A 17,856-nucleotide genomic window follows, 5' to 3' on the forward strand; every position below is an offset into this window, starting at 1 on the left:
CGCAAAAGCGATCGAACGTCCGTCGGACATACGAACGACGCCTGGCCGGGAGGGCTCCCGGCCAGGCGTCGTCCGTACGGTGGCGTGGTTCAGTCGTTGGCGACCACGGGGTAGCGGGGTTCGTTCTCGGCCATTTGCCGCAGGGCGTCCTTGCGTTCGCGCTTGGAGAGCCGGTCGATGTAGAGGTACCCGTACAGGTGGTCGGTCTCGTGCTGCAAACACCGAGCGAAGTACCCGGTGCCGCGCACCTTGATCGGGTTGCCCTTCTCGTCCTGCCCGGTCACCTCGGCGTAGTCGGGGCGGGCGAGCGGGGCGTAGGCGGTGGGCACCGAGAGGCAGCCCTCGTTGCTGTCGTCCAGCCGGCGCTTGTCGGCGGGCAGTTCGACGAGCTTGGGGTTGCAGACGACGCCGACATGCCGGGCGCCCTCGTCGTCGGGGCAGTCGTAGACGAAGACCTTCAGGTCGACGCCGATCTGGTTGGCGGCCAGGCCCACGCCCTCGGCGGTGCGCTGGCTGGCGAACATGTCGTCCACCAGCTTCAGCAGCTCGTCGTCGAACTCGGTGACGTCCTTGCACTCCTTGTGGAGCACCGGGTTCCCGACGACCGTGATCGGCCGCGAGGTGCCGCGCTCGCGGTACGCCTGCTCCCGCTCCTCCGTCTCCTCGGTGTCGATGACGAAGCCCTCGTCGTCCACGGGGAGCACGCCCGCGTGCTGCTGATCGGTGTCCTGCTGCGCCATGACCGACGTATGCCTTCCTCAGAAAAACAGGGGGGTGAATGCTCGATACAGGGTACGTGGGGGCGCCCCGTCGGGGGCGCGGACGGTCGCGGCGTGCGGCTCCGTCGCGGGGACGCGGCCGGCCACGCCAGGCCCGCGGCCGGGCAGCGGCCTCAGCACACCTCTTCCAGATCCCGCCAGTCCCTGGAGTCCGGGCTGTCGGCCACCCATCCGTCCAGCAGCCCGCGCACCAGAGAAGCCGGCGCGGCCACCCCGCACTCCCGCTCCGGCACCCACAGCTGTCCGTCGGTCCGGTGGCCGAGCGGCCCCGGATGCCCCGGCTCGCTGTGGTCGTGCGGATCCAGATGCTCGCCGTCGCCCTCGTCGGACGGCATCCGCGACTCCGAGCACATCCGGCACAGCAGCCGCACCGACGAGGACCAGTCCTCCGCCGCGAAGCCCGCGTCCCCGGCCAGCTGCTCCAGCGCGTCCCGGTCGGCCTCGGTCGCCGCCTCCAGCAGGACCACCCAGGTGGGCACGGGCGACGGGGCCCACAGCTCGATCTCGTCGAAGACGGGGTAGGAGTGCCCGGCGGCCGTGGTCCGCTCGCCGTGCGGAACCCCGTCGTGCAGTACGACCTCGCCCCAGCGCCGCCCGGACGACGGCAGCGGGATCGACAGCACCTCCATACGGGCGGGATCCAGCCGGCGCCCCCAGACGACCTCGGCCTCCCCCTCGGGCGACAGCCGTACGGCCGCGCTGCCCAGCTCCATGCCGACGGGCTCGCCGGAGCCGATACCGCTGCCCGGCACGTGCAGCCCGTACGCCTGCCAGGCGCGGCGGGCCAGCGGCCAGTCCTGCAGGGCGGTGGCGGCGATGCCGACGTTCCACCAGTCGGGGGCGCCGGTCTCGCGGTCGAGCAGGGCGACGGCCCGCAGACCGGCCGTGCGGGCCTGCTCCCAGTCGTGCCGGAACTTGTGCAGCAGGGCGAGGTTGAACCAGGACTCCGACAGCCAGGGCTCCAGGTCGGCGGCACGTGTCAGCAGCGCACCCGCGTCCTCGTACCGCCCGTCGCCGATCAGCGTGAACGCGCGGTCGGTGGCCTGCCGCCAGGAGGCGGAGGGCCGGTGCCGTCCCTTGCCGAAGATCCTCACGATTCCCGCCTGCCAGTTCCGTGGAGTGGGCTGGCCAGTGCCCCCGGACTCTCTCTCCCTCGCATCCAACCACGTGTGGCTGGAAGGGCGCTCATTACCCATGGGTTACCCACCCTTGGGCAGGGTCAGACAGTCCCGGGACAGCACCCTGGCCAGCGCCTCGACGACCTCCGGCGCGTACGCGCCACCGGTGCCGAGGCGCAGTTCCTCCAGCGCGGTGAGGGGGCCGCCGGGGCCGGCGCCCCGCACCATCTCGTCGTACGCGTTCACCACCCGGACTATGCGGGCGGCCACCGGCTGCTCGGGGTAGGGGTCGGCCTGCCGCTCGACGACCGCGGCGACCTGGGCGCCCGCCCCGGTCTGACGCACGACGGCCCCGCCGAGCAGCGCGATCCGCCGCTGCTCGGCGGCCGGAAGGCCGGCGGTGGCCCCGGCCGGGACCGGGTCGACGAGGCTGAGCTGGCCGATGTCGTGCATGAGGGCCGCGTACTCCAGGACGGTCAGCTCGGCCTCCGGCAGCCCCAGGTCCCGTCCCACGGCCTGGCTGAGGGCGGCGACCCGGCGGGCGTGCCCGGCGGGGGTGTACCCGGCGATCTCGGTGGCGCGGGCGAGGGAGGCGATGGTCTGCCGGTTGGTGGCGCGGACGGCGGCGTACCGGTGCAGGGACAGCTGGGTGAGCAGCAGCGGCACCGAGAACACGGGCAGCGCCCAGAGCCCCACGACGGCGACCGCGAGCGCCATCACCGCGCCGGTCGCGCACACGGCCGACCCGATGCCGGGCACCGCGCGCAGCTCGTCGCGGAGCAGCGGGGGGAACGGCCAGCCGGTGCGCGAGTGGGCCAGCGCGGCGGCGATCACGGCGTCGCACAGCACCGTCAGGACGAGCAGGGCGAGCAGGACGAGGGCGTGGACGGGCCCCCGCCAGTGGTCGAACGCCCCTCTGTTGTAGAGGGGCTGGAAGCAGACGGCGGCGAAGCCGACGGCCAGGACGCGGCGGACCAGGTGGTCGAGGACGGGTCCCTGCCCGCGCGCGACGTGCGGCACGCTGCCGAGCAGCGAGGCGGCGGCCACCACCGAGACGACCTGGGCGACCCCGTGGTGGCCGGGGTGCCCGGCGTGCTCCCCGAGCAGGGCGTACGACAGACCGGCGGCGGCACCGAGCGGCGCGGCCTCCCGCAACCCCGGCCGGCTCATCAGTTCACCCACGGCCACCAGCCCCCCGAAGGCCAGCGCGACGGCCCCCTCCTCGACACCGGCACGAAGGGTGACGAGCAGGGAGACACCCGCGAGCACAGCGGCCGCCGTGTGCAGGGGGCGGGCGGCGAGCGGGCGGCGGACGGCGAGCACGGGGTGAGACGGGGTCATCGGGCGACTCCCGGGCGGTCGGGACGACACGGGGCCGTCGCAGGCCCCGAGCCGTCCGGAGGGCCCGGGCAGTCCGCAGGGCCCGGGCAGTCCGCAGGCCCCGAGCCGTCCGCAGGGCCCGAGCCGTCCGGAGGGCCCGGGCGGTCCGCAGGCCCCGAGCCGTCCGCAGGCCCCGAGCCGTCCGCAGGGTTCGGGCAGTCCGCAGGGTTCGGGCGGTCCGCAGGGTTCGGGCAGTTCTGAGGGTCCGGTGGCACCGCGGCACCCGCGGAGAGGCGAGGCGACGGCGCCACGACCTCGCGACACCCCCTGCCGGCCAGGGCGGCACGCGGACGCGGCCGCCGGACCGTCACCGGGCGGGCCCGACCGCGCGGGGGCATCGCAGCGCCTTCCCCGCGGTCCGCCCGGGCCGGGGGGATCACCACGCCCTCCCGACGATCCGTCCGGACCGGGGGCGTCTCGGCGTCTCCGGGCGGCCGGGGCGGTGCGGCGTCATCGTCGGGCTCCCGGGCGGTCGGAGGTCGGGGTGGGCTTGGGGAGGGTGGGGGGATGGGGTTCCTCGGCGGTGACCAGGGGGTGCCAGCCCTCTCGTCCGATCACCCTCGTGAGGGCCGTGACCATCCGCGGGTCGAAGTGCGTGCCCGCGCACCGCTCCAGCTCCTCCAGGGCGGCCGGCACCGGCCGGGCCCTGCTGTAGCAGCGGTTGGACGTCATCGCGTCGAAGGCGTCGGCGACGGCCACCACCCGGGCGGGCTCCGGGATCTGATGGCCCACCAGCCCGTACGGATAGCCGCGGCCGTCGATCCGCTCGTGGTGGTGGAGGATCGCGGAGCGGGCCTCGCCGAGGAAGGAGATGCCCCGGGTGATCTCGTGCCCGTACTCCGGATGCAGTTCGATCACCCGCCGTTCCTCGGGGGTCAGGGGGCCGTCCTTGCGCAGCAGCCGGGTGGGCACGCCGAGTTTGCCGACGTCGTGCAGGATCCCGGCGAACCGGATGACCTCGACCCGGTTCTCGTCCATGCCCAGCTCGCGCGCGATCATCATCGAGGCCTGGCCGACGCGCTCGCTGTGGCCGCGCGTGTAGCCGTCCTTGATGTCGACGGCCTGGACCAGCGCGCGGATCGTCGCGCGGTGGGCGGCCCGCTCCCGGTGGTACTGCGCGAACACCCACCACGACACGGCCATCGGGAACAGCACGAGCATTGCGGCGACCGGCCCGTAGGGGCTGCGCCAGAGCACGGCCATCATCAGCCCGGCGAGCCCGTGCACGGCGAGGGGCGCGAGCGAGCGCAGGAACAGCCCGCGGGAGGCCGCGAGCGGCGGCAGCCCCTCGGCGAGCGCGAGCATCCCGCCGTCCAGGAGGGCGAGCACCGCGCAGAAGACGAGCACCGCCCCGCCCGCCGGCACCAGCGCGTACGGCACGTCGGAGCCGGCCACGGCGTCCTGCCCGTCCAGCGCGCCGTGGACCCGGGCCGCGGCCCAGACCGCGAGGGACGACTGCGCCGCCCGCCAGACGCGGCGCAGCAGAAAGGGGCCCTGCTCGACGTGCGAGCACAGGGCCCCGGGGAGCGGTACGAGCGCGGCCGCGGGCGGTGGCAGCAGGAACGCCCCGGCCAGCAGCACGGGGGAGAACGTCCCGGCGAAGCGGCGCCGGGCGATCTGCTCACCCCCGGCGTACAGCGCGGCCAGCAGGCCGACGGCCCACCAGGGTGTGCGCGCGGCGGTGGGGAGCGGGGAGAGGCAGAGCAGGGCGGCGAGGGCGGCTGCAGCGACGTAACCGCGTGCCCGCGCCGGCACTCCCTCCATGACGCCTCCCCAGCCGTACCCGTCCGGGCTCCGTCACCGGACCGGGCTTTCGGAGACTAGGGGGGCGCAAGGGACTCCGCGGGCGCATCACCCGCGGATTAGCACATTCGAGTGAAGGCGGTGCTTTTGGGCGCCGGACTCAGGATTCCTGAGGGGTGACCGTCACGTCGTGTTCGGGCACGGTCTGTCCGGAGCGGATCAGCTCGATCCGGCCCATCACCTTCGAACGCAGGTCGGTCGGCACGTCGTCATGGCCGCAGCACCGCTTGACCAGCTTCTTCACGGCCTCTTCGAGCCCGTACTTCTCCAGGCACGGCGAGCACTCGTTGAAGTGCTGCTTGAACTTGTCGCGATCGACGTCCGGCATCTCGCTGTCGAGGAACTCGTACAGATGGTCGAGGACCTCACTGCAGTCCGTCTCGTGCGGCTCTCCGCAGCTCATGAGCCCGAGCCTTTCGCTTCGTTCGAGTCTCCGGCGCCGGCCGGGACCAGCCCGCGCTCACGGGCGTAGTCCTCGAGCATGCCGCGCAGTTGACGGCGGCCCCGGTGCAGCCGGGACATCACCGTACCGATGGGTGTCCCCATGATGTCCGCGATCTCCTTGTACGCAAAGCCCTCGACATCCGCGAGGTACACAGCGATGCGGAACTCCTCGGGAATGGCCTGAAGTGCTTCCTTCACGTCCGAGTCGGGCAGGTGGTCCAGCGCCTGCGACTCGGCGGAGCGCAGACCGGTCGACATGTGCGACTCGGCACGGGCGAGCTGCCAGTCCTCGATCTCCTCGGCCGCGCTGCGCTGGGGCTCGCGCTGCTTCTTGCGGTACGAGTTGATGAAGGTGTTGGTGAGGATCCGGTACAGCCAGGCCTTGAGGTTGGTGCCCTCGCGGAACTGGTGGAAGGACGCGTACGCCTTGGCGTACGTCTCCTGCACCAGGTCCTCGGCGTCCGCCGGGTTGCGCGTCATGCGCAGCGCGGCCGAGTACATCTGGTCGAGGAACTCGAGGGCGTCCCGCTCGAAGCGCGCGCTGCGCTCCGCGGACGACTCGTCGCTCGTCTCCACGCCCACGCCCTGGCCCTCGGGCAGCTCCGCCTGGCCGTTGTCGGTCCCTGCGTCGGTACCGGTGACCGGACCCACCTCCTCGAAGATCTGCGCGGAACCGAAACCGGTCCCACTCGAATCGGAGGATAGACGACTACCCGTGGCCGCCGCCCCTCGAATAGGGGCGGTCCTGGCCGCGTGCAGCACCGTCCAGTCCAGGTCAGTGCGGCTCGGGCAGATGGTCGAACCCATGCGGCGGACTTCCTCTCAGACGTCGGTGCTGCGTGTTCAGCACTTCTGTCCGGCTCAACAGCGGGCCGTCCCCCGACATTCCCGAGTCTTTACCCGAGTGAGCCGGCCCACTTCACCACCGCGTCGGTGACGATCGCCACGGCCTCCTCCTGGCCGATCTCCGCCCGCCTGGGCACGGCGAAGCCATGGTCGCCGTACGGCACCTCGACGATCTCGTACGCCCCCTCGGGGAACTCCCCGGGCCTGCCGAAGGTGTCGTTGCCGCCCTGGACGACGAGGGTGGGCACCCCCGCGCCGAGCAGCTCGGCGGCGCGGGACTTCTCCGGCCGGCCCGGCGGGTGGAGCGGGAAGCCGAGCGCGAGGACGGCGTGGGCACCGAGCTCGGCCGCGGTACGGCAGGCCACCCGCGCGCCGGCCGAGCGCCCGCCGGAGATCACCGGCAGGCCGGGCCGCGCGACCGCCGGCCAGATCCCCCGCCAGCCCACGTCGAGCGTCTTCGGCGCCGGCGCCACCTTCTTGCCGGCCACCCGCCAGGGCTGCTCGACGAGGGCGACGGTCACGCCGTGCCCCGGCAGCACCCGCGCCAGCGCCTGGAGGTCGCGGGCCTCGATCCCGCCCCCGGCACCGTGGCTGACGGCGAGGACGAGCCGCGCCTTCGCGGCCCTGTGCCAGGTGACCCGGGCGTCACCGGCGTCCGTCGGAATGATCTCGCTGGTCATCAGAAGAGTGTGCCCTCCTCCGGGCCCTCCAGCTCCTTCAGCAGCTCCGGGCTGTTGTTGCGGACGTTGCTGACGGCCGTGGAGACCGGGTAGGCGCGCATCAGGCCGGCCGGCGGGGGCTGAAGCAGGGACCGCAGGTCGTCGGGGTCCGTGCGGGCCGGGTCCAGCCAGGCGTCCCAGCGGTCCTGGGTGAGCATCAGGGGCATCCGGGGGTGGATGTCGGCAAGGGCGTGCGGGCCGTCGGCGGGGGCCACCGCGAGCGGGGTCCTCTCGGCCTCGGTCGTGATCACCGAGCAGGTCACCCACCAGGCCTGCGGGTGGTCGTCGGGCAGGGTGCGGTCGCGCCAGAACTCGTAGAGTCCGGCCATCGCGAACACCGAGCCGTCGGCCGGGAGCACGAAGTAGGGCTGCTTGCGCGCCCGCTTCTTCCTCCCCTCGACCTCCAGTTCCCGCTCCTCCTTGGCCGTGACCCACTCGTAGTAGCCGTCGGCGGGCAGGATGCAGCGCCGGGCGGTGAAGGCGCGGCGGTACGACGGCTTCTCGTGGACGGTCTCCGCGCGCGCGTTGATCATCCGGGCCGCGCCCTCGGGCGACTTGGCCCAGGAGGGCACGAGCCCCCACTTCAGCTTGCGCAGCTGCCGAACCGGACGCCGGTCGTCGGCGTCTTTCACCGGACGGTCGAGGACGGCGTAGACCTCCTTGGTCGGCGCCACGTTGTAATCGGGGGCCAGGGTCTCCTCGGGCACCTGAGGAACCCCCCTCTCGATTTCAAAGATTCCTGCGAGATCCTCGGGCCTGCGACTCGCTGCATACCGTCCGCACATACGTGCCACACTGCCAGGCCCGCCCGTCCCCCGACCACCACCCCCCGGCACCGGCATCACGCGCCGGCCGTCTGTGCACCTACACGAGAGGGAGCCACCGGAAAACATGGCCAGCACCGCCGCCACCGCGCTGCCCGACCTCTGGGACCGGCTCGTCGGCACCCAGTCCGACCCCGATCTGTGGGTGGTGATCGCCACGGCGGTCGCGGCCCTCGCGGTCGTCGTGCCGCATCCGCTGTGGCGGGTGTCGCGCAACGCGATCACCATCGCCCACGAGGGCGGCCACGGCCTGGTCGCGCTGCTGACGGGCCGCCGGCTCACCGGGATACGGCTGCACTCCGACACCAGCGGCCTGACGGTGAGCCGCGGCAAGCCGCACGGCCTCGGCATGATCCTCACGGCGGCGGCCGGTTACACCGCTCCCCCGCTGCTCGGCCTGGGCGGCGCCGCGCTGCTCGGCGCCGGCCGCATCACGCTGCTGCTGTGGCTGGCCACCGCCCTGCTGGTGGCGATGCTGGTGATGATCCGCAACGCGTACGGCGCGCTGACCGTCGTGGTGACCGGGGGCACGTTCCTGCTGGTCTCCTGGCTGGCCGGCCCCCAGGTGCAGGCCGCGTTCGCGTACGCGGTGGTGTGGTTCCTGCTGCTGGGGGGCGTGCGCCCGGCGTTCGAGCTGCAGATGAAGAGGTCGCGGGGCGGGGCGGGCGACTCGGACGCCGACCAGCTGTCACGGCTGACGCATGTGCCGGCGGCGCTGTGGCTGTTCCTGTTCCACGTGGTGAGCCTGTGCGCGCTGATGGGCGGGGGCCGGTGGTTGCTGGAGATGTGAGCGCCCCGCGGGCGCGGGGCGCCCGAGGCGCGGGGCGCCCGAGGCGCGGGGCGCCCGAGGCGCGGGGCGCCCGAGGCGCGGGGCGCCCGAGGCGCGGGGCGCCCGAGGCGCGGGGCGGTGCCCGCCCCGCGCCCGCGCCGGCGGGCGCGACCGGCCACGGCGGCGCCGCACCCGACCACCGGCACTAAAGTGACTGCATGCCCGAAAACCTGGCCCTCTGGCCCGCCCCCACCGCGAGCGACGCCGTCGACGCGACGGTCCACGTGCCGGGGTCGAAGTCGGTCACCAACCGTGCCCTCGTCCTCGCCGCCCTCGCCTCCGAGCCCGGCTGGCTGCGCCGCCCCCTCCGCTCCCGCGACACGCTGCTGATGGCCGAGGCCCTGCGGGCGATGGGCATCGAGATCGAGGAGGGCGTGGGCCCCGACGGCACCGGCGAGGCCTGGCGGGTCCTCCCGGCGGGCCTGCGCGGCCCGGCCACGGTGGACGTCGGCAACGCGGGCACCGTGATGCGCTTCCTTCCGCCGGTGGCCGCCCTCGCCGACGGCTCCGTCCGCTTCGACGGCGACCCGCGGTCGTACGAGCGCCCCCTGAACGGCGTCATCGACGCGCTGCGCGTGCTCGGCGCCCGGATCGACGACGACGGGCGGGGCGCGCTGCCGCTGACCGTGCACGGCTCGGGCGCGCTGGACGGCGGCCCGGTGGAGATCGACGCCTCCTCGTCCTCCCAGTTCGTGTCGGCGCTGCTGCTCTCGGGCCCCCGTTTCAACCAGGGCGTGGAGGTCCGTCACATCGGCGCCTCCCTGCCCTCCCTGCCGCACATCCGGATGACGGTGGACATGCTGCGCGCGGTCGGCGCCCAGGTGGACACCCCGGAGTCGGGCGGCGAGCCCAACGTCTGGAGGGTCACGCCGGGCGCCCTGCTGGGCCGGGACCTGACGATCGAGCCGGACCTGTCGAACGCCCAGCCGTTCCTGGCGGCGGCGCTGGTGACGGGCGGGCGGGTGCTGATCCCGGACTGGCCGGCGCGCACCACCCAGCCGGGTGACCGGCTGCGGGAGATCTTCACCGAGATGGGCGGCTCCTGCGAGCTGACCGACTACGGCCTGGTCCTCACCGGCTCGGGCTCGCTCCACGGCATCGATGTCGACCTGGGCGACGTGGGAGAGCTGACGCCGGGGATCGCGGCGGTCGCCGCCCTCGCGGACTCCCCGTCCACCCTGCGCGGGGTGGCCCATCTGCGGCTGCACGAGACGGACCGGCTGGCCGCGCTCACCAAGGAGATCAACGAGCTCGGCGGTGATGTGACGGAGACGGCCGACGGCCTGCACATCCGCCCGCGCCCGCTGCACGGCGGGGTCTTCCACACCTACGACGACCACCGTATGGCGACGGCCGGTGCGATCATCGGCCTGGCCGTGGAGGGTGTGCGGATCGAGAACGTGGCGACGACGGCGAAGACCTTGCCGGACTTTCCCGAGCTGTGGACCGGGATGCTCGGGGTATAGGGACTTCGCCATGCGCCGCTACGGCAAGCACACCGACGAGGACGACATCCGCTCCCGCCCCAACCGCAAGGGCAACCGGCCTCGTACGCACATCAGGCCCAAGCACGAGGACGCCGCCGAGGGCATGGTCCTCACCGTCGACCGGGGCCGGCTGACCTGTCTGGTCGAGGACCGGATCGTGGTCGCGATGAAGGCCCGGGAACTGGGCCGCAAGGCGGCGGTCGTGGGTGACCGGGTCGCCCTGGTCGGCGATCTGTCCGGCCAGAAGGACACCCTCGCCCGGATCGTCCGCATCGCGGAGCGCACCTCGGTGCTGCGCCGCACCGCGGACGACGACGACCCGTACGAGCGGGTGGTGGTCGCCAACGCCGACCAGCTCGCCGTGGTCACGGCCCTGGCCGACCCCGAGCCGCGCCCGCGGCTGATCGACCGCTGCCTGGTGGCGGCGTTCGACGGCGGTCTGACCCCGCTGCTGGTCATGACGAAGTCGGACCTGGCGTCGCCGGACAAGCTGCTGGAGCTGTACGGCCACCTCGACATCCCGTACGTCGTCACCAGCCGCGAGGAGCTGGAGAACGGCGACGCGGCGGACCGGGTGCGCGAGCATCTGACCGGGCGGACCACGGCGTTCGTCGGGCACTCGGGCGTCGGCAAGACGACCCTCGTCAACGCGCTGGTCCCCACGGAGCGGCGGCGTCTGACCGGTCATGTCAACGCGGTGACCGGCCGGGGCCGGCACACCACGACCTCGGCGCTCGCGCTGCCCCTGGCGGGCACCGACGACTGGGTGATCGACACTCCGGGCGTACGGTCCTTCGGTCTGCACCACGTCGACCCGTCCCGGGTGATCCACGCCTTCCCCGACCTGGAACCGGGCACCGCGGGCTGCCCGCGCGCGTGCAGTCACGACGAGCCGGACTGCGCGCTGGACGAGTGGGTCGCCGAGGGCCACGCGGACCCGGCCCGGCTGTACTCGCTGCGTCGGCTTCTGGCCACGAGGGAGCGTACGGAGGGGGACTGACGGGCCGCCAGGAGAGCGACTGACCTCCGCGTTGTTTGTGGGGTGGTGAGTCCGGTAAGTGCATAATCGCACCGAGCCGGACCTACGGAGGGACAGCACATGGCGTGGCTGCTGGTCATCGTGGCCGGGTTGCTCGAGACCGGTTTCGCCGTCTGCCTCAAGCTGTCCCACGGCTTCACCAGGCTCTGGCCCACCATCGCCTTCTGCTGTTTCGCCCTCGGCAGCTTCGGCCTGCTGACCCTGTCCCTGAAGAAGCTCGACGTCGGCCCGGCGTACGCGGTGTGGACGGGCATCGGCGCGGCGGGCACCGCGATCTACGGCATGATCTTCCTCGGCGACCTGGTGTCCACCCTGAAGATCGTCTCGATCAGCCTGGTGATCATCGGCGTGATCGGCCTGCAGCTGTCGGGATCGGCGCACTAGGAACAGGACTGGGCGCGGTCTCGGACCAGGACCAGGACCAGGGCAAGGGCAAGGGCAAGGGCAAGGGCAAAGGACCAAAGCCCAGGGGCCGGTGACCGGCGGACGGCCGGCTAGGTGTTGCCGGCGCGGGGCAGTGCGCTCCGTACCAGGTCCGCGACCCCGGCCTCCCCCGGCGGCGGGGCCGCCACGCAGGAGAGGGCGAGCCGGACGGCGAGTTCGCAGGCGCGGGTCAGGTCGGCGGAGTCCGCCCGGGCGGCGCCGGGGCCGCCGAGCACGGCGACGGCCCGGTCCCGGACGGCCGTCACGAGATCACCGGGGGAGGGCAGCGGCCCGTCCGCCCGCCGCTGCGCGGGCACGGCGGAGGAGGACGGCACGGCGGAGAGCGTCGGCGAGGGCAGCCGCTCGCTCCAGCAGCCGGTGAGCAGGGCCCGTACGAGCGGGTTGTCCCGGGCCGCGGAGGCGGTCCACTCGGCGGTGGCGGTGAGCCGGTCGCGGGCGTCGCCGTGGGTGGCCAGCGCCCGCTCGGCGCCGGCGAGGTAGCCGTCGGCCTCCCGCCGCACCAGCGCCCTGGCCAGCCCTTCCTTGCTGCCGAACTCGTTGTACAGCGTCTGCCGGGACACCCCGGCGCTCGCCGCGACGTCCACCATCCGCACCGCGGACCACGGCCGCAGGGAGAGCGCCTCGAAGGCGGCGTCCAACAGGGATTCCCGCGCTGCAGGCATCATCGCCTCCCGGGGGCGAGCGGATGTGCCCAGATTTGACGCGCCGGGGTGCACTGTCAAGGGTCCGGGTGGGGCACAGCGGGGGCCTGTCCGCACTCCGGCCTGATGTAGCCCCGTCCTCCCCCGCCGGATACCGTTCGTCCCATGCCGGACTACCTCGACGACCTCCGACTCGCGCACGTCCTCGCGGACGCCGCCGACGCCGCGACCATGGACCGTTTCAAGGCCCTCGACCTCAAGGTCGAGACCAAACCGGACATGACCCCGGTGAGCGAGGCCGACAAGGCCGCCGAGGAACTCATCCGCGGCCAGCTCCAGCGCGCCCGTCCCCGGGACGCGGTCCTCGGCGAGGAGTACGGCATCGAGGGCACCGGCCCGCGCCGCTGGGTGATCGACCCGATCGACGGCACCAAGAACTACGTTCGCGGGGTCCCCGTCTGGGCGACGCTCATCGCCCTGATGGAAGCGGGTGAGGGCGGCTACCAGCCGGTGGTCGGCGTCGTCTCCGCCCCCGCCCTGGGCCGCCGCTGGTGGGCCGCGAAGGGGCACGGCGCCTACACCGGCCGCAGCCTCTCCTCCGCCACCCGGCTGCACGTGTCCAGCGTCTCGAAGCTCTCCGACGCCTCGTTCGCGTACTCCTCGCTCTCCGGCTGGGAGGAGCGCGGCAACCTCAACGGCTTCCTGGACCTGACCCGGGAGGTGTGGCGCACGCGCGCGTACGGGGACTTCTGGCCGTACATGATGGTCGCCGAGGGTGCGGTGGACCTGTGCGCCGAACCGGAGCTGTCCCTCTGGGACATGGCGGCCACCGCGATCGTCGTGACGGAGGCCGGCGGCACCTTCACCGGTCTCGACGGCCGGCCGGGCCCGCACAGCGGCAACGGCGCGGCGTCCAACGGGCTCCTCCACGACGAGCTGCTGGGGTATCTCAACCGGCGCTACTGAACGGCGAAGCGGCGCCCCGGCCCCCGAACGGCGCCACTCCCGGGCACAGATGAGCGCGTGCGCCCTCAATTGACCGCGCGCGCCCTCTTGTTGACCCCCGCTTTACCTGAGACTCTGAGGTTCCCCCCACTTGTGAACTTGTGCAGCACCCCTCAGGAGCCTTCGGCGCCGGGGTGCACTCCGCGCAGGGGTTCTCTAGGAGGTGGCTCCATCCCATGCTCGTCCGCGACGCCATGAGCACGCTGGTCCTCACCATCGGCCCCGCCCACACCCTCCGCCAGGCCGCCGCCCTGATGTCCGCCCGCCGGGTCGGCGCGGCCCTCGTCCTCGACCCGGACGCCGGCGGCATGGGCATCCTCACCGAGCGGGACATCCTCAACTCCGTGGGTCTCGGCCAGGACCCGGACACCGAACGCACCCATGCCCACACCACCAACAACGTGGTCTTCGCCGCCCCCACCTGGACGCTGGAGGAGGCGGCCCGCACCATGGCCCACGGCGGCTTCCGCCACCTGGTCGTCCTCGACGACGGCGAACCGGCCGGCATCGTGTCGGTCCGCGACATCATCCGCTGCTGGGCACCGGCCCGTCAGCACGTCCCCGCCTGAGCCCGCCCCGTCCCCGTCCCCGTCCCCGCCCCCGCCCCCGCCCCCGCCCCCGCCCCCGCCCTCACCAGCATGGACAGCCCCGATCCGATAATGGACAATGTCTAAGTCAGGGATTGCTCCAAAATCACACCCGATCGGGAACTGTTCCTCCTGCTGTTAGGCTGGTGCGCATGAGTGACCTTCTGGAACGGCTGCGCGGACGCGGATGGCGGATGACCGCGCAGCGACGCGTCGTGGCCGAGGTCCTCGACGGCGAACACGTCCACCTGACGGCCGACGAGGTGCACGCCAGGGCTGTCGCCAAGCTGCCCGAGATCTCCCGGGCGACCGTCTACAACACGCTCGGTGAGCTGGTCTCCCTCGGCGAGGTGCTCGAGGTCGCCACCGACCGGCGCGCCAAGCGGTACGACCCCAACGCGCACCGCCCGCACCACCACCTGGTCTGCGCCCGCTGCGGCGCGATCCGCGACGTCCACCCGACCGGCAACCCGCTGGCCGACCTCCCCGACTCGGAGCGCTTCGGCTTCGCGGTCTCGGACGTCGAGGTGACGTACCGCGGCATCTGCCCGAACTGCGCGGCCGCTTGACGGTCCGCACCGAAGCCCCGGCCCCCCTCTGGGCGCCGGGGCTTCGTGCTGTGCGCGGCCTCCCCGAGCCGCGCACGCGACCTTCCCGAATCTGACGGTCCGTCATAAAGTCGACGGCGCCCCCGCTTCCGTACCGCACCGCGCGAGGAGCCCCCGTGGGAGAGCCGTATCCGAAACTCAGCGCACACGATCTGACCCGAACCTTCGGCCGGGGCCCGGGGGCGGTCGCCGCCCTCGGGCCGCTCGGCCTGACCGTCGCCCCCGGCGAGTTCGTCTGCGTGGTCGGCCCCTCCGGCTGCGGCAAGTCCACGCTGCTGCGCATCGCGGCGGGCCTGCTGCGCCCGAGCACGGGCACCCTGGAGATCCGCACGCGCAGTCCCCGCCCGGCCGCCATGATCTTCCAGGACTACGGCATCTACGACTGGAAGACCGTCCGGGCGAACGTCCGCTTCGGCCTGGACGTCCAGCGCGTCCCGCGCCGCGAGGCGAACGCCCGCGCCGACGACTGGCTGGCCCGCACGGGCCTCACCGATGTCGCGGACGCCTACCCGGCGGCACTGTCGGGCGGGATGCGCCAGAGGGTGGCGATCGCCCGCGCCCTGTCCGTGGAGCCGGAGATCCTGCTCATGGACGAGCCCTTCGCCGCCCTCGACGCACAGCTGCGCACGATCCTCCAGGACGAGCTCCTCGACCTCACCCAGGCCACCCGCACCACCACCCTCTTCATCACCCACAGTCTGGAGGAGGCGATCCTCCTCGGTGACCGCGTCCTGGTGATGTCCGCGCGCCCGGGCCGGATCATCGCCGAGCGCCGCCCGCCGTTCCCCCGCCCGCGCACCGGCGACATCCGCACGACACCGCGGTTCACGGCCCTGCAGGGCGAGCTGTGGGACCTGCTGCGGAAGGAGGCGGTGCCTGCATGACCACGACCGCCCCGGAGAAGGAAGCGGTCCTGGTCCGCCGCCCGGGCCCCGAGGAACTCCATCCCGTGCGCACACACCGCCGCCGCAGAACCCTGGAGCTGGCCCTGGCCGTCGCCGTCCCGGCCCTCCTGGTGCTGTGGTGGCAGCTGGCGGCGACCCTCTCCTGGATCGACGACCGCGTCTACCCCGCCCCCTCCACCGTCCTCGCCGACGGCTGGGACCGGGCCGCGGCCGGCGAGCTGTGGCCGGACGTGTGGGCCACCCTGAAACGCGTCCTTGCGGGCTACGCGACCGGTACGGCGGCGGGCTACGCACTGGGCCTGCTGATGGGATCGCTGTCGCTGGTCAGGGCCGCCCTGGAACCTCTCCTGGACGCCCTGTACGTGGTCCCCAAGCTGGCCCTGCTGCCGGTCTTCCTGAACATGTTCGGCCTGGGCGAGGGCCCGCAGGTGGCCCTGGTGGCGGTCACCGTCTTCTTCTTCGTGTGGATCTCGACCATGGCGGCGGTGATGGCCGTACCCTCCGGCCACCGCGACGCGGGACGCGTCTTCGGCGCCTCCCCCTGGCAGATGTTCCGGCACGTCCTGCTGCCGGCCTCGCTCCCCTCGGTCCTGGTGGGAGCGCGGATCGCGGCGGGCGTGGCGGTCCTGGTGATCGTCGCCTCGGAGCAGATCGCCGCGACGAACGGCCTGGGCCATCTGATCTTCGACTCGCGGGCGCTCTTCCAGAACGACGTGATGTTCGTCGGCATCGCCTGCGTGGCCGTCCTGGGCGTGCTCTTCTCCGAGGTCGTACGGCTGGTGGGCCGCCTGCTCACTCCGTGGGCGCCGCGGGACCGGGGACGGGGGCAGTCATGAGGAGCGCCTTCCCCAGAACCCTTCGCGGTGTCGCGGTCGTCGTCGGGGCCCTGCTGGCGTCCGCGGCGTGCTCGTCGCCGGAGACGGGCGAGCCGGCGCCGAAGGCGGCGCACACCCGGACGATCCGCGCGGTGGCGGGCTGCGGCGACACCTCCTGGACGGACCCGTCGGACCTCTCCCCCACCCGGGCCCCGGCCCGCTGCCGTCCCGGCACCCCTGCGCCCGCGCCCCTGGCGAAGCGGCGGAAACTGACGATCGCCACGGGCACCCTGAGCGCGGAGTACGTGGCGCCGCTGGAGGTCGCCCTGGACAAGGGGGAGTTCGCGCGGGAGGGCCTGGACGTCGAGCTCAGGGTGCTTCCCACTCCCGACGCCCTGCCCCTGCTGGCCAAGGGCGAGATCGACGCCCTGTGGGCGGCTCCGGAGGCGGCCGTGACGAACGGTGTCCGGGGCGGCTTCGACCTCCGCTGGGTCGCGGGGAACTTCTCCCCCGACCCTGCCTCGAAGAGCGGATTGTGGGTGCGGCTGAAGGACGGCGAGAGCGCGGCGGACGTCTCCATGGCCGGGCGGCGGCTGGGCACGATGATCGGCAAGGGCTCGGTGATCGCGTACCCGATGGAGAAGGCGCTGCGCGGCCACGGCGGTGATCTGTCCCGCATCCAGTACCGGCAACTGGGCTCGGCGGACGTGCTCACCGCCCTCCAGAACGGCGGCGTCGACTCCGCGTGGCTGCTCGACCCGGTCTGGCGCAGGGTCGACGGCAACGCGTCCTACGCCTTCCTCGGCGGCCAGCCGCAGGGCGAGCCCCTGGGCGGCTTCCTGTACGGCCCGAGCCTGCTCACCGAGGACACGGACGCGGGGGTGGCGCTGCTGAGGGCCCACATCCGCACGGTGAACACGTACTTCGCGGCCGAATACAAGAAGGACGCGAGCTTCGTCACCTACCTCGCGAAGCTCCTGAAGACCGACCGGCGGATCCTGGAGTCCACGCCTTCCCTGCGCATGGACTGGGAGATCCGCGCGGGCACGACGGACCGGCTGCAGAGCGCGTACGCGGCACAGGGTGTGACGAAGGGGGACCCGCTCCCGGAGTCACGGACGGTGGACCGGAGCCTGTACGAGGAAGCGGTGGGCCACCGGTCCTGACCCGGCACAGCACCGAGGGCCGGAACCCTTTCGGATTCCGGCCCTCGGCCTTCAGTAGCGGGGACAGGATTTGAACCTGCGACCTCTGGGTTATGAGCCCAGCGAGCTACCGAGCTGCTCCACCCCGCGTCGTTGAATGCAACGTTACGTGAAGGATGAGGTCAGAGGCAAATCAGTTGTCGCGACCACAGGCAGTCATGCCGCTGCGGCGCAACTCCAGGCACCCCACCCACCCCCGCGCAACGGTGGGCAGTCATGCCCCACCCACCCCCTCGCAACTGCGGGCCGTCGTGCCGCTGGGGCGGCACGGGTGGGCGCAGCGGCACCCCGTCAGCGCCGGGCCGCGCGCCCCACCCCCGCCCAGCACCAGCACCGGTGCTGCCACCGGCACCGGCACCCGCACCCGCACCGGCAGGC

General features: G+C 73.1%; 19 protein-coding genes and 1 tRNA gene. 10 read left to right on the top strand and 10 right to left on the bottom strand.

The annotated features are described in order from the left end of the window. Positions 1–89: 89 nt before the first annotated feature. The 8 genes from def to ACFY30_RS01020 all read right to left on the bottom strand — a co-directional run bounded on the left by def (position 90) and on the right by ACFY30_RS01020 (position 7,874). A complete protein-coding gene (gene def, locus ACFY30_RS00985; protein ID WP_390843084.1) occupies positions 90–740 on the bottom strand; it encodes a peptide deformylase in 651 nt (216 codons plus the stop codon). Between the two features lie 152 nt (positions 741–892). Beyond that, positions 893–1,873: a tetratricopeptide repeat protein gene (locus ACFY30_RS00990; protein ID WP_390843085.1), complete on the bottom strand. Its 981-nt coding sequence runs from the start codon at positions 1,871–1,873 to the stop codon at positions 893–895. Between the two features lie 105 nt (positions 1,874–1,978). Continuing rightward, positions 1,979–3,238 (bottom strand): HD-GYP domain-containing protein, encoded by a 1,260-nt coding sequence (locus tag ACFY30_RS00995; RefSeq protein ID WP_390843086.1) that lies wholly within the window; start codon positions 3,236–3,238, stop codon positions 1,979–1,981. A gap of 489 nt (positions 3,239–3,727) precedes the next feature. Then, complete coding sequence (locus ACFY30_RS01000) at positions 3,728–5,041, bottom strand: HD-GYP domain-containing protein (RefSeq protein ID WP_390843087.1); 1,314 nt, start codon at positions 5,039–5,041, stop codon at positions 3,728–3,730. Between the two features lie 139 nt (positions 5,042–5,180). Next, positions 5,181–5,483 (bottom strand): mycothiol system anti-sigma-R factor, encoded by a 303-nt coding sequence (gene rsrA, locus ACFY30_RS01005; protein WP_390661130.1) that lies wholly within the window; start codon positions 5,481–5,483, stop codon positions 5,181–5,183. Next, on the bottom strand, positions 5,480–6,175 hold the full coding sequence (locus tag ACFY30_RS01010) for a sigma-70 family RNA polymerase sigma factor (RefSeq protein ID WP_390661220.1): 696 nt from the start codon (positions 6,173–6,175) through the stop codon (positions 5,480–5,482). Before ACFY30_RS01010 ends, rsrA begins: the two co-directional genes overlap by 4 nt. Positions 6,176–6,420: 245 nt before the next feature. Continuing rightward, positions 6,421–7,050 carry an alpha/beta family hydrolase gene (locus tag ACFY30_RS01015; protein WP_390843088.1) on the bottom strand — a complete coding sequence of 210 codons (630 nt, stop codon included), beginning with the start codon at positions 7,048–7,050 and terminating at the stop codon, positions 6,421–6,423. Then, complete coding sequence (locus tag ACFY30_RS01020) at positions 7,050–7,874, bottom strand: SOS response-associated peptidase (protein WP_390843089.1); 825 nt, start codon at positions 7,872–7,874, stop codon at positions 7,050–7,052. The genes ACFY30_RS01015 and ACFY30_RS01020 overlap by 1 nt, the downstream gene beginning before the upstream one ends. A gap of 106 nt (positions 7,875–7,980) precedes the next feature. On the opposite strand from ACFY30_RS01020, the gene ACFY30_RS01025 reads away from it, so the two are divergent. From ACFY30_RS01025 to ACFY30_RS01040, 4 genes are all read left to right on the top strand, one after another. Then, complete coding sequence (locus ACFY30_RS01025; RefSeq protein ID WP_390843090.1) at positions 7,981–8,703, top strand: M50 family metallopeptidase; 723 nt, start codon at positions 7,981–7,983, stop codon at positions 8,701–8,703. Between the two features lie 197 nt (positions 8,704–8,900). Beyond that, positions 8,901–10,208: a 3-phosphoshikimate 1-carboxyvinyltransferase gene (gene aroA, locus ACFY30_RS01030; protein WP_390843091.1), complete on the top strand. Its 1,308-nt coding sequence runs from the start codon at positions 8,901–8,903 to the stop codon at positions 10,206–10,208. 10 nt (positions 10,209–10,218) lie between these two features. Continuing rightward, positions 10,219–11,229 (top strand): ribosome small subunit-dependent GTPase A, encoded by a 1,011-nt coding sequence (gene rsgA / locus ACFY30_RS01035; RefSeq protein ID WP_390843092.1) that lies wholly within the window; start codon positions 10,219–10,221, stop codon positions 11,227–11,229. A gap of 99 nt (positions 11,230–11,328) precedes the next feature. Next, positions 11,329–11,652 carry a DMT family transporter gene (locus tag ACFY30_RS01040; RefSeq protein ID WP_390843093.1) on the top strand — a complete coding sequence of 108 codons (324 nt, stop codon included), beginning with the start codon at positions 11,329–11,331 and terminating at the stop codon, positions 11,650–11,652. A 110-nt stretch (positions 11,653–11,762) separates the two neighbouring features. Here the strand turns inward: ACFY30_RS01040 and ACFY30_RS01045 are convergent, their stop codons facing one another. Then, positions 11,763–12,377, bottom strand: a complete 615-nt coding sequence (locus ACFY30_RS01045) for a TetR/AcrR family transcriptional regulator (RefSeq protein ID WP_390843095.1) — start codon at positions 12,375–12,377, stop codon at positions 11,763–11,765. Positions 12,378–12,518: 141 nt separating this feature from the next. Here ACFY30_RS01045 and hisN point away from each other — a divergent pair, with 141 nt between their 5' ends. The 6 genes from hisN (at position 12,519) to ACFY30_RS01075 (ending at position 17,439) form a co-directional block, all read left to right on the top strand. Then, a complete protein-coding gene (hisN, locus tag ACFY30_RS01050) occupies positions 12,519–13,319 on the top strand; it encodes a histidinol-phosphatase (RefSeq protein ID WP_390843096.1) in 801 nt (266 codons plus the stop codon). Between the two features lie 215 nt (positions 13,320–13,534). Beyond that, a complete protein-coding gene (locus ACFY30_RS01055; RefSeq protein ID WP_390661140.1) occupies positions 13,535–13,927 on the top strand; it encodes a cyclic nucleotide-binding/CBS domain-containing protein in 393 nt (130 codons plus the stop codon). A gap of 170 nt (positions 13,928–14,097) precedes the next feature. Beyond that, positions 14,098–14,514 carry a Fur family transcriptional regulator gene (locus ACFY30_RS01060; protein ID WP_390661141.1) on the top strand — a complete coding sequence of 139 codons (417 nt, stop codon included), beginning with the start codon at positions 14,098–14,100 and terminating at the stop codon, positions 14,512–14,514. Between the two features lie 155 nt (positions 14,515–14,669). Beyond that, entirely contained in the window at positions 14,670–15,437 is a 768-nt protein-coding gene (locus ACFY30_RS01065) for an ABC transporter ATP-binding protein (protein WP_390843097.1), read from the top strand. Beyond that, entirely contained in the window at positions 15,434–16,294 is an 861-nt protein-coding gene (locus tag ACFY30_RS01070; protein ID WP_390843098.1) for an ABC transporter permease, read from the top strand. Before ACFY30_RS01065 ends, ACFY30_RS01070 begins: the two co-directional genes overlap by 4 nt. Continuing rightward, complete coding sequence (locus tag ACFY30_RS01075; RefSeq protein ID WP_390843099.1) at positions 16,291–17,439, top strand: ABC transporter substrate-binding protein; 1,149 nt, start codon at positions 16,291–16,293, stop codon at positions 17,437–17,439. The genes ACFY30_RS01070 and ACFY30_RS01075 overlap by 4 nt, the downstream gene beginning before the upstream one ends. A gap of 55 nt (positions 17,440–17,494) precedes the next feature. Here ACFY30_RS01075 and ACFY30_RS01080 read toward each other — a convergent pair. Further along, positions 17,495–17,568, bottom strand: a tRNA-Met gene (locus ACFY30_RS01080). Between the last annotated feature and the right edge of the window lie 288 nt (positions 17,569–17,856).

Origin of the sequence: Streptomyces sp. NPDC000345, assembly GCF_042898825.1 — a bacterium.
Lineage (GTDB): Bacteria > Actinomycetota > Actinomycetes > Streptomycetales > Streptomycetaceae > Streptomyces.

What these genes read in the sequence shown, in the direction of transcription:
- def (WP_390843084.1), bottom strand. Translation starts at nt 740, where the DNA reads ATGGCGCAGCAGGACACCGATCAGCAGCACGCGGGCGTGCTCCCCGTG.
- ACFY30_RS00995 (WP_390843086.1), bottom strand. Translation starts at nt 3,238, where the DNA reads ATGACCCCGTCTCACCCCGTGCTCGCCGTCCGCCGCCCGCTCGCCGCC.
- ACFY30_RS01000 (WP_390843087.1), bottom strand. Translation starts at nt 5,041, where the DNA reads ATGGAGGGAGTGCCGGCGCGGGCACGCGGTTACGTCGCTGCAGCCGCC.
- rsrA (WP_390661130.1), bottom strand. Translation starts at nt 5,483, where the DNA reads ATGAGCTGCGGAGAGCCGCACGAGACGGACTGCAGTGAGGTCCTCGAC.
- ACFY30_RS01015 (WP_390843088.1), bottom strand. Translation starts at nt 7,050, where the DNA reads ATGACCAGCGAGATCATTCCGACGGACGCCGGTGACGCCCGGGTCACC.
- ACFY30_RS01020 (WP_390843089.1), bottom strand. Translation starts at nt 7,874, where the DNA reads ATGTGCGGACGGTATGCAGCGAGTCGCAGGCCCGAGGATCTCGCAGGA.
- ACFY30_RS01025 (WP_390843090.1), top strand. Translation starts at nt 7,981, where the DNA reads ATGGCCAGCACCGCCGCCACCGCGCTGCCCGACCTCTGGGACCGGCTC.
- aroA (WP_390843091.1), top strand. Translation starts at nt 8,901, where the DNA reads ATGCCCGAAAACCTGGCCCTCTGGCCCGCCCCCACCGCGAGCGACGCC.
- rsgA (WP_390843092.1), top strand. Translation starts at nt 10,219, where the DNA reads ATGCGCCGCTACGGCAAGCACACCGACGAGGACGACATCCGCTCCCGC.
- ACFY30_RS01040 (WP_390843093.1), top strand. Translation starts at nt 11,329, where the DNA reads ATGGCGTGGCTGCTGGTCATCGTGGCCGGGTTGCTCGAGACCGGTTTC.
- ACFY30_RS01045 (WP_390843095.1), bottom strand. Translation starts at nt 12,377, where the DNA reads ATGATGCCTGCAGCGCGGGAATCCCTGTTGGACGCCGCCTTCGAGGCG.
- hisN (WP_390843096.1), top strand. Translation starts at nt 12,519, where the DNA reads ATGCCGGACTACCTCGACGACCTCCGACTCGCGCACGTCCTCGCGGAC.
- ACFY30_RS01055 (WP_390661140.1), top strand. Translation starts at nt 13,535, where the DNA reads ATGCTCGTCCGCGACGCCATGAGCACGCTGGTCCTCACCATCGGCCCC.
- ACFY30_RS01060 (WP_390661141.1), top strand. Translation starts at nt 14,098, where the DNA reads ATGAGTGACCTTCTGGAACGGCTGCGCGGACGCGGATGGCGGATGACC.
- ACFY30_RS01070 (WP_390843098.1), top strand. Translation starts at nt 15,434, where the DNA reads ATGACCACGACCGCCCCGGAGAAGGAAGCGGTCCTGGTCCGCCGCCCG.
- ACFY30_RS01075 (WP_390843099.1), top strand. Translation starts at nt 16,291, where the DNA reads ATGAGGAGCGCCTTCCCCAGAACCCTTCGCGGTGTCGCGGTCGTCGTC.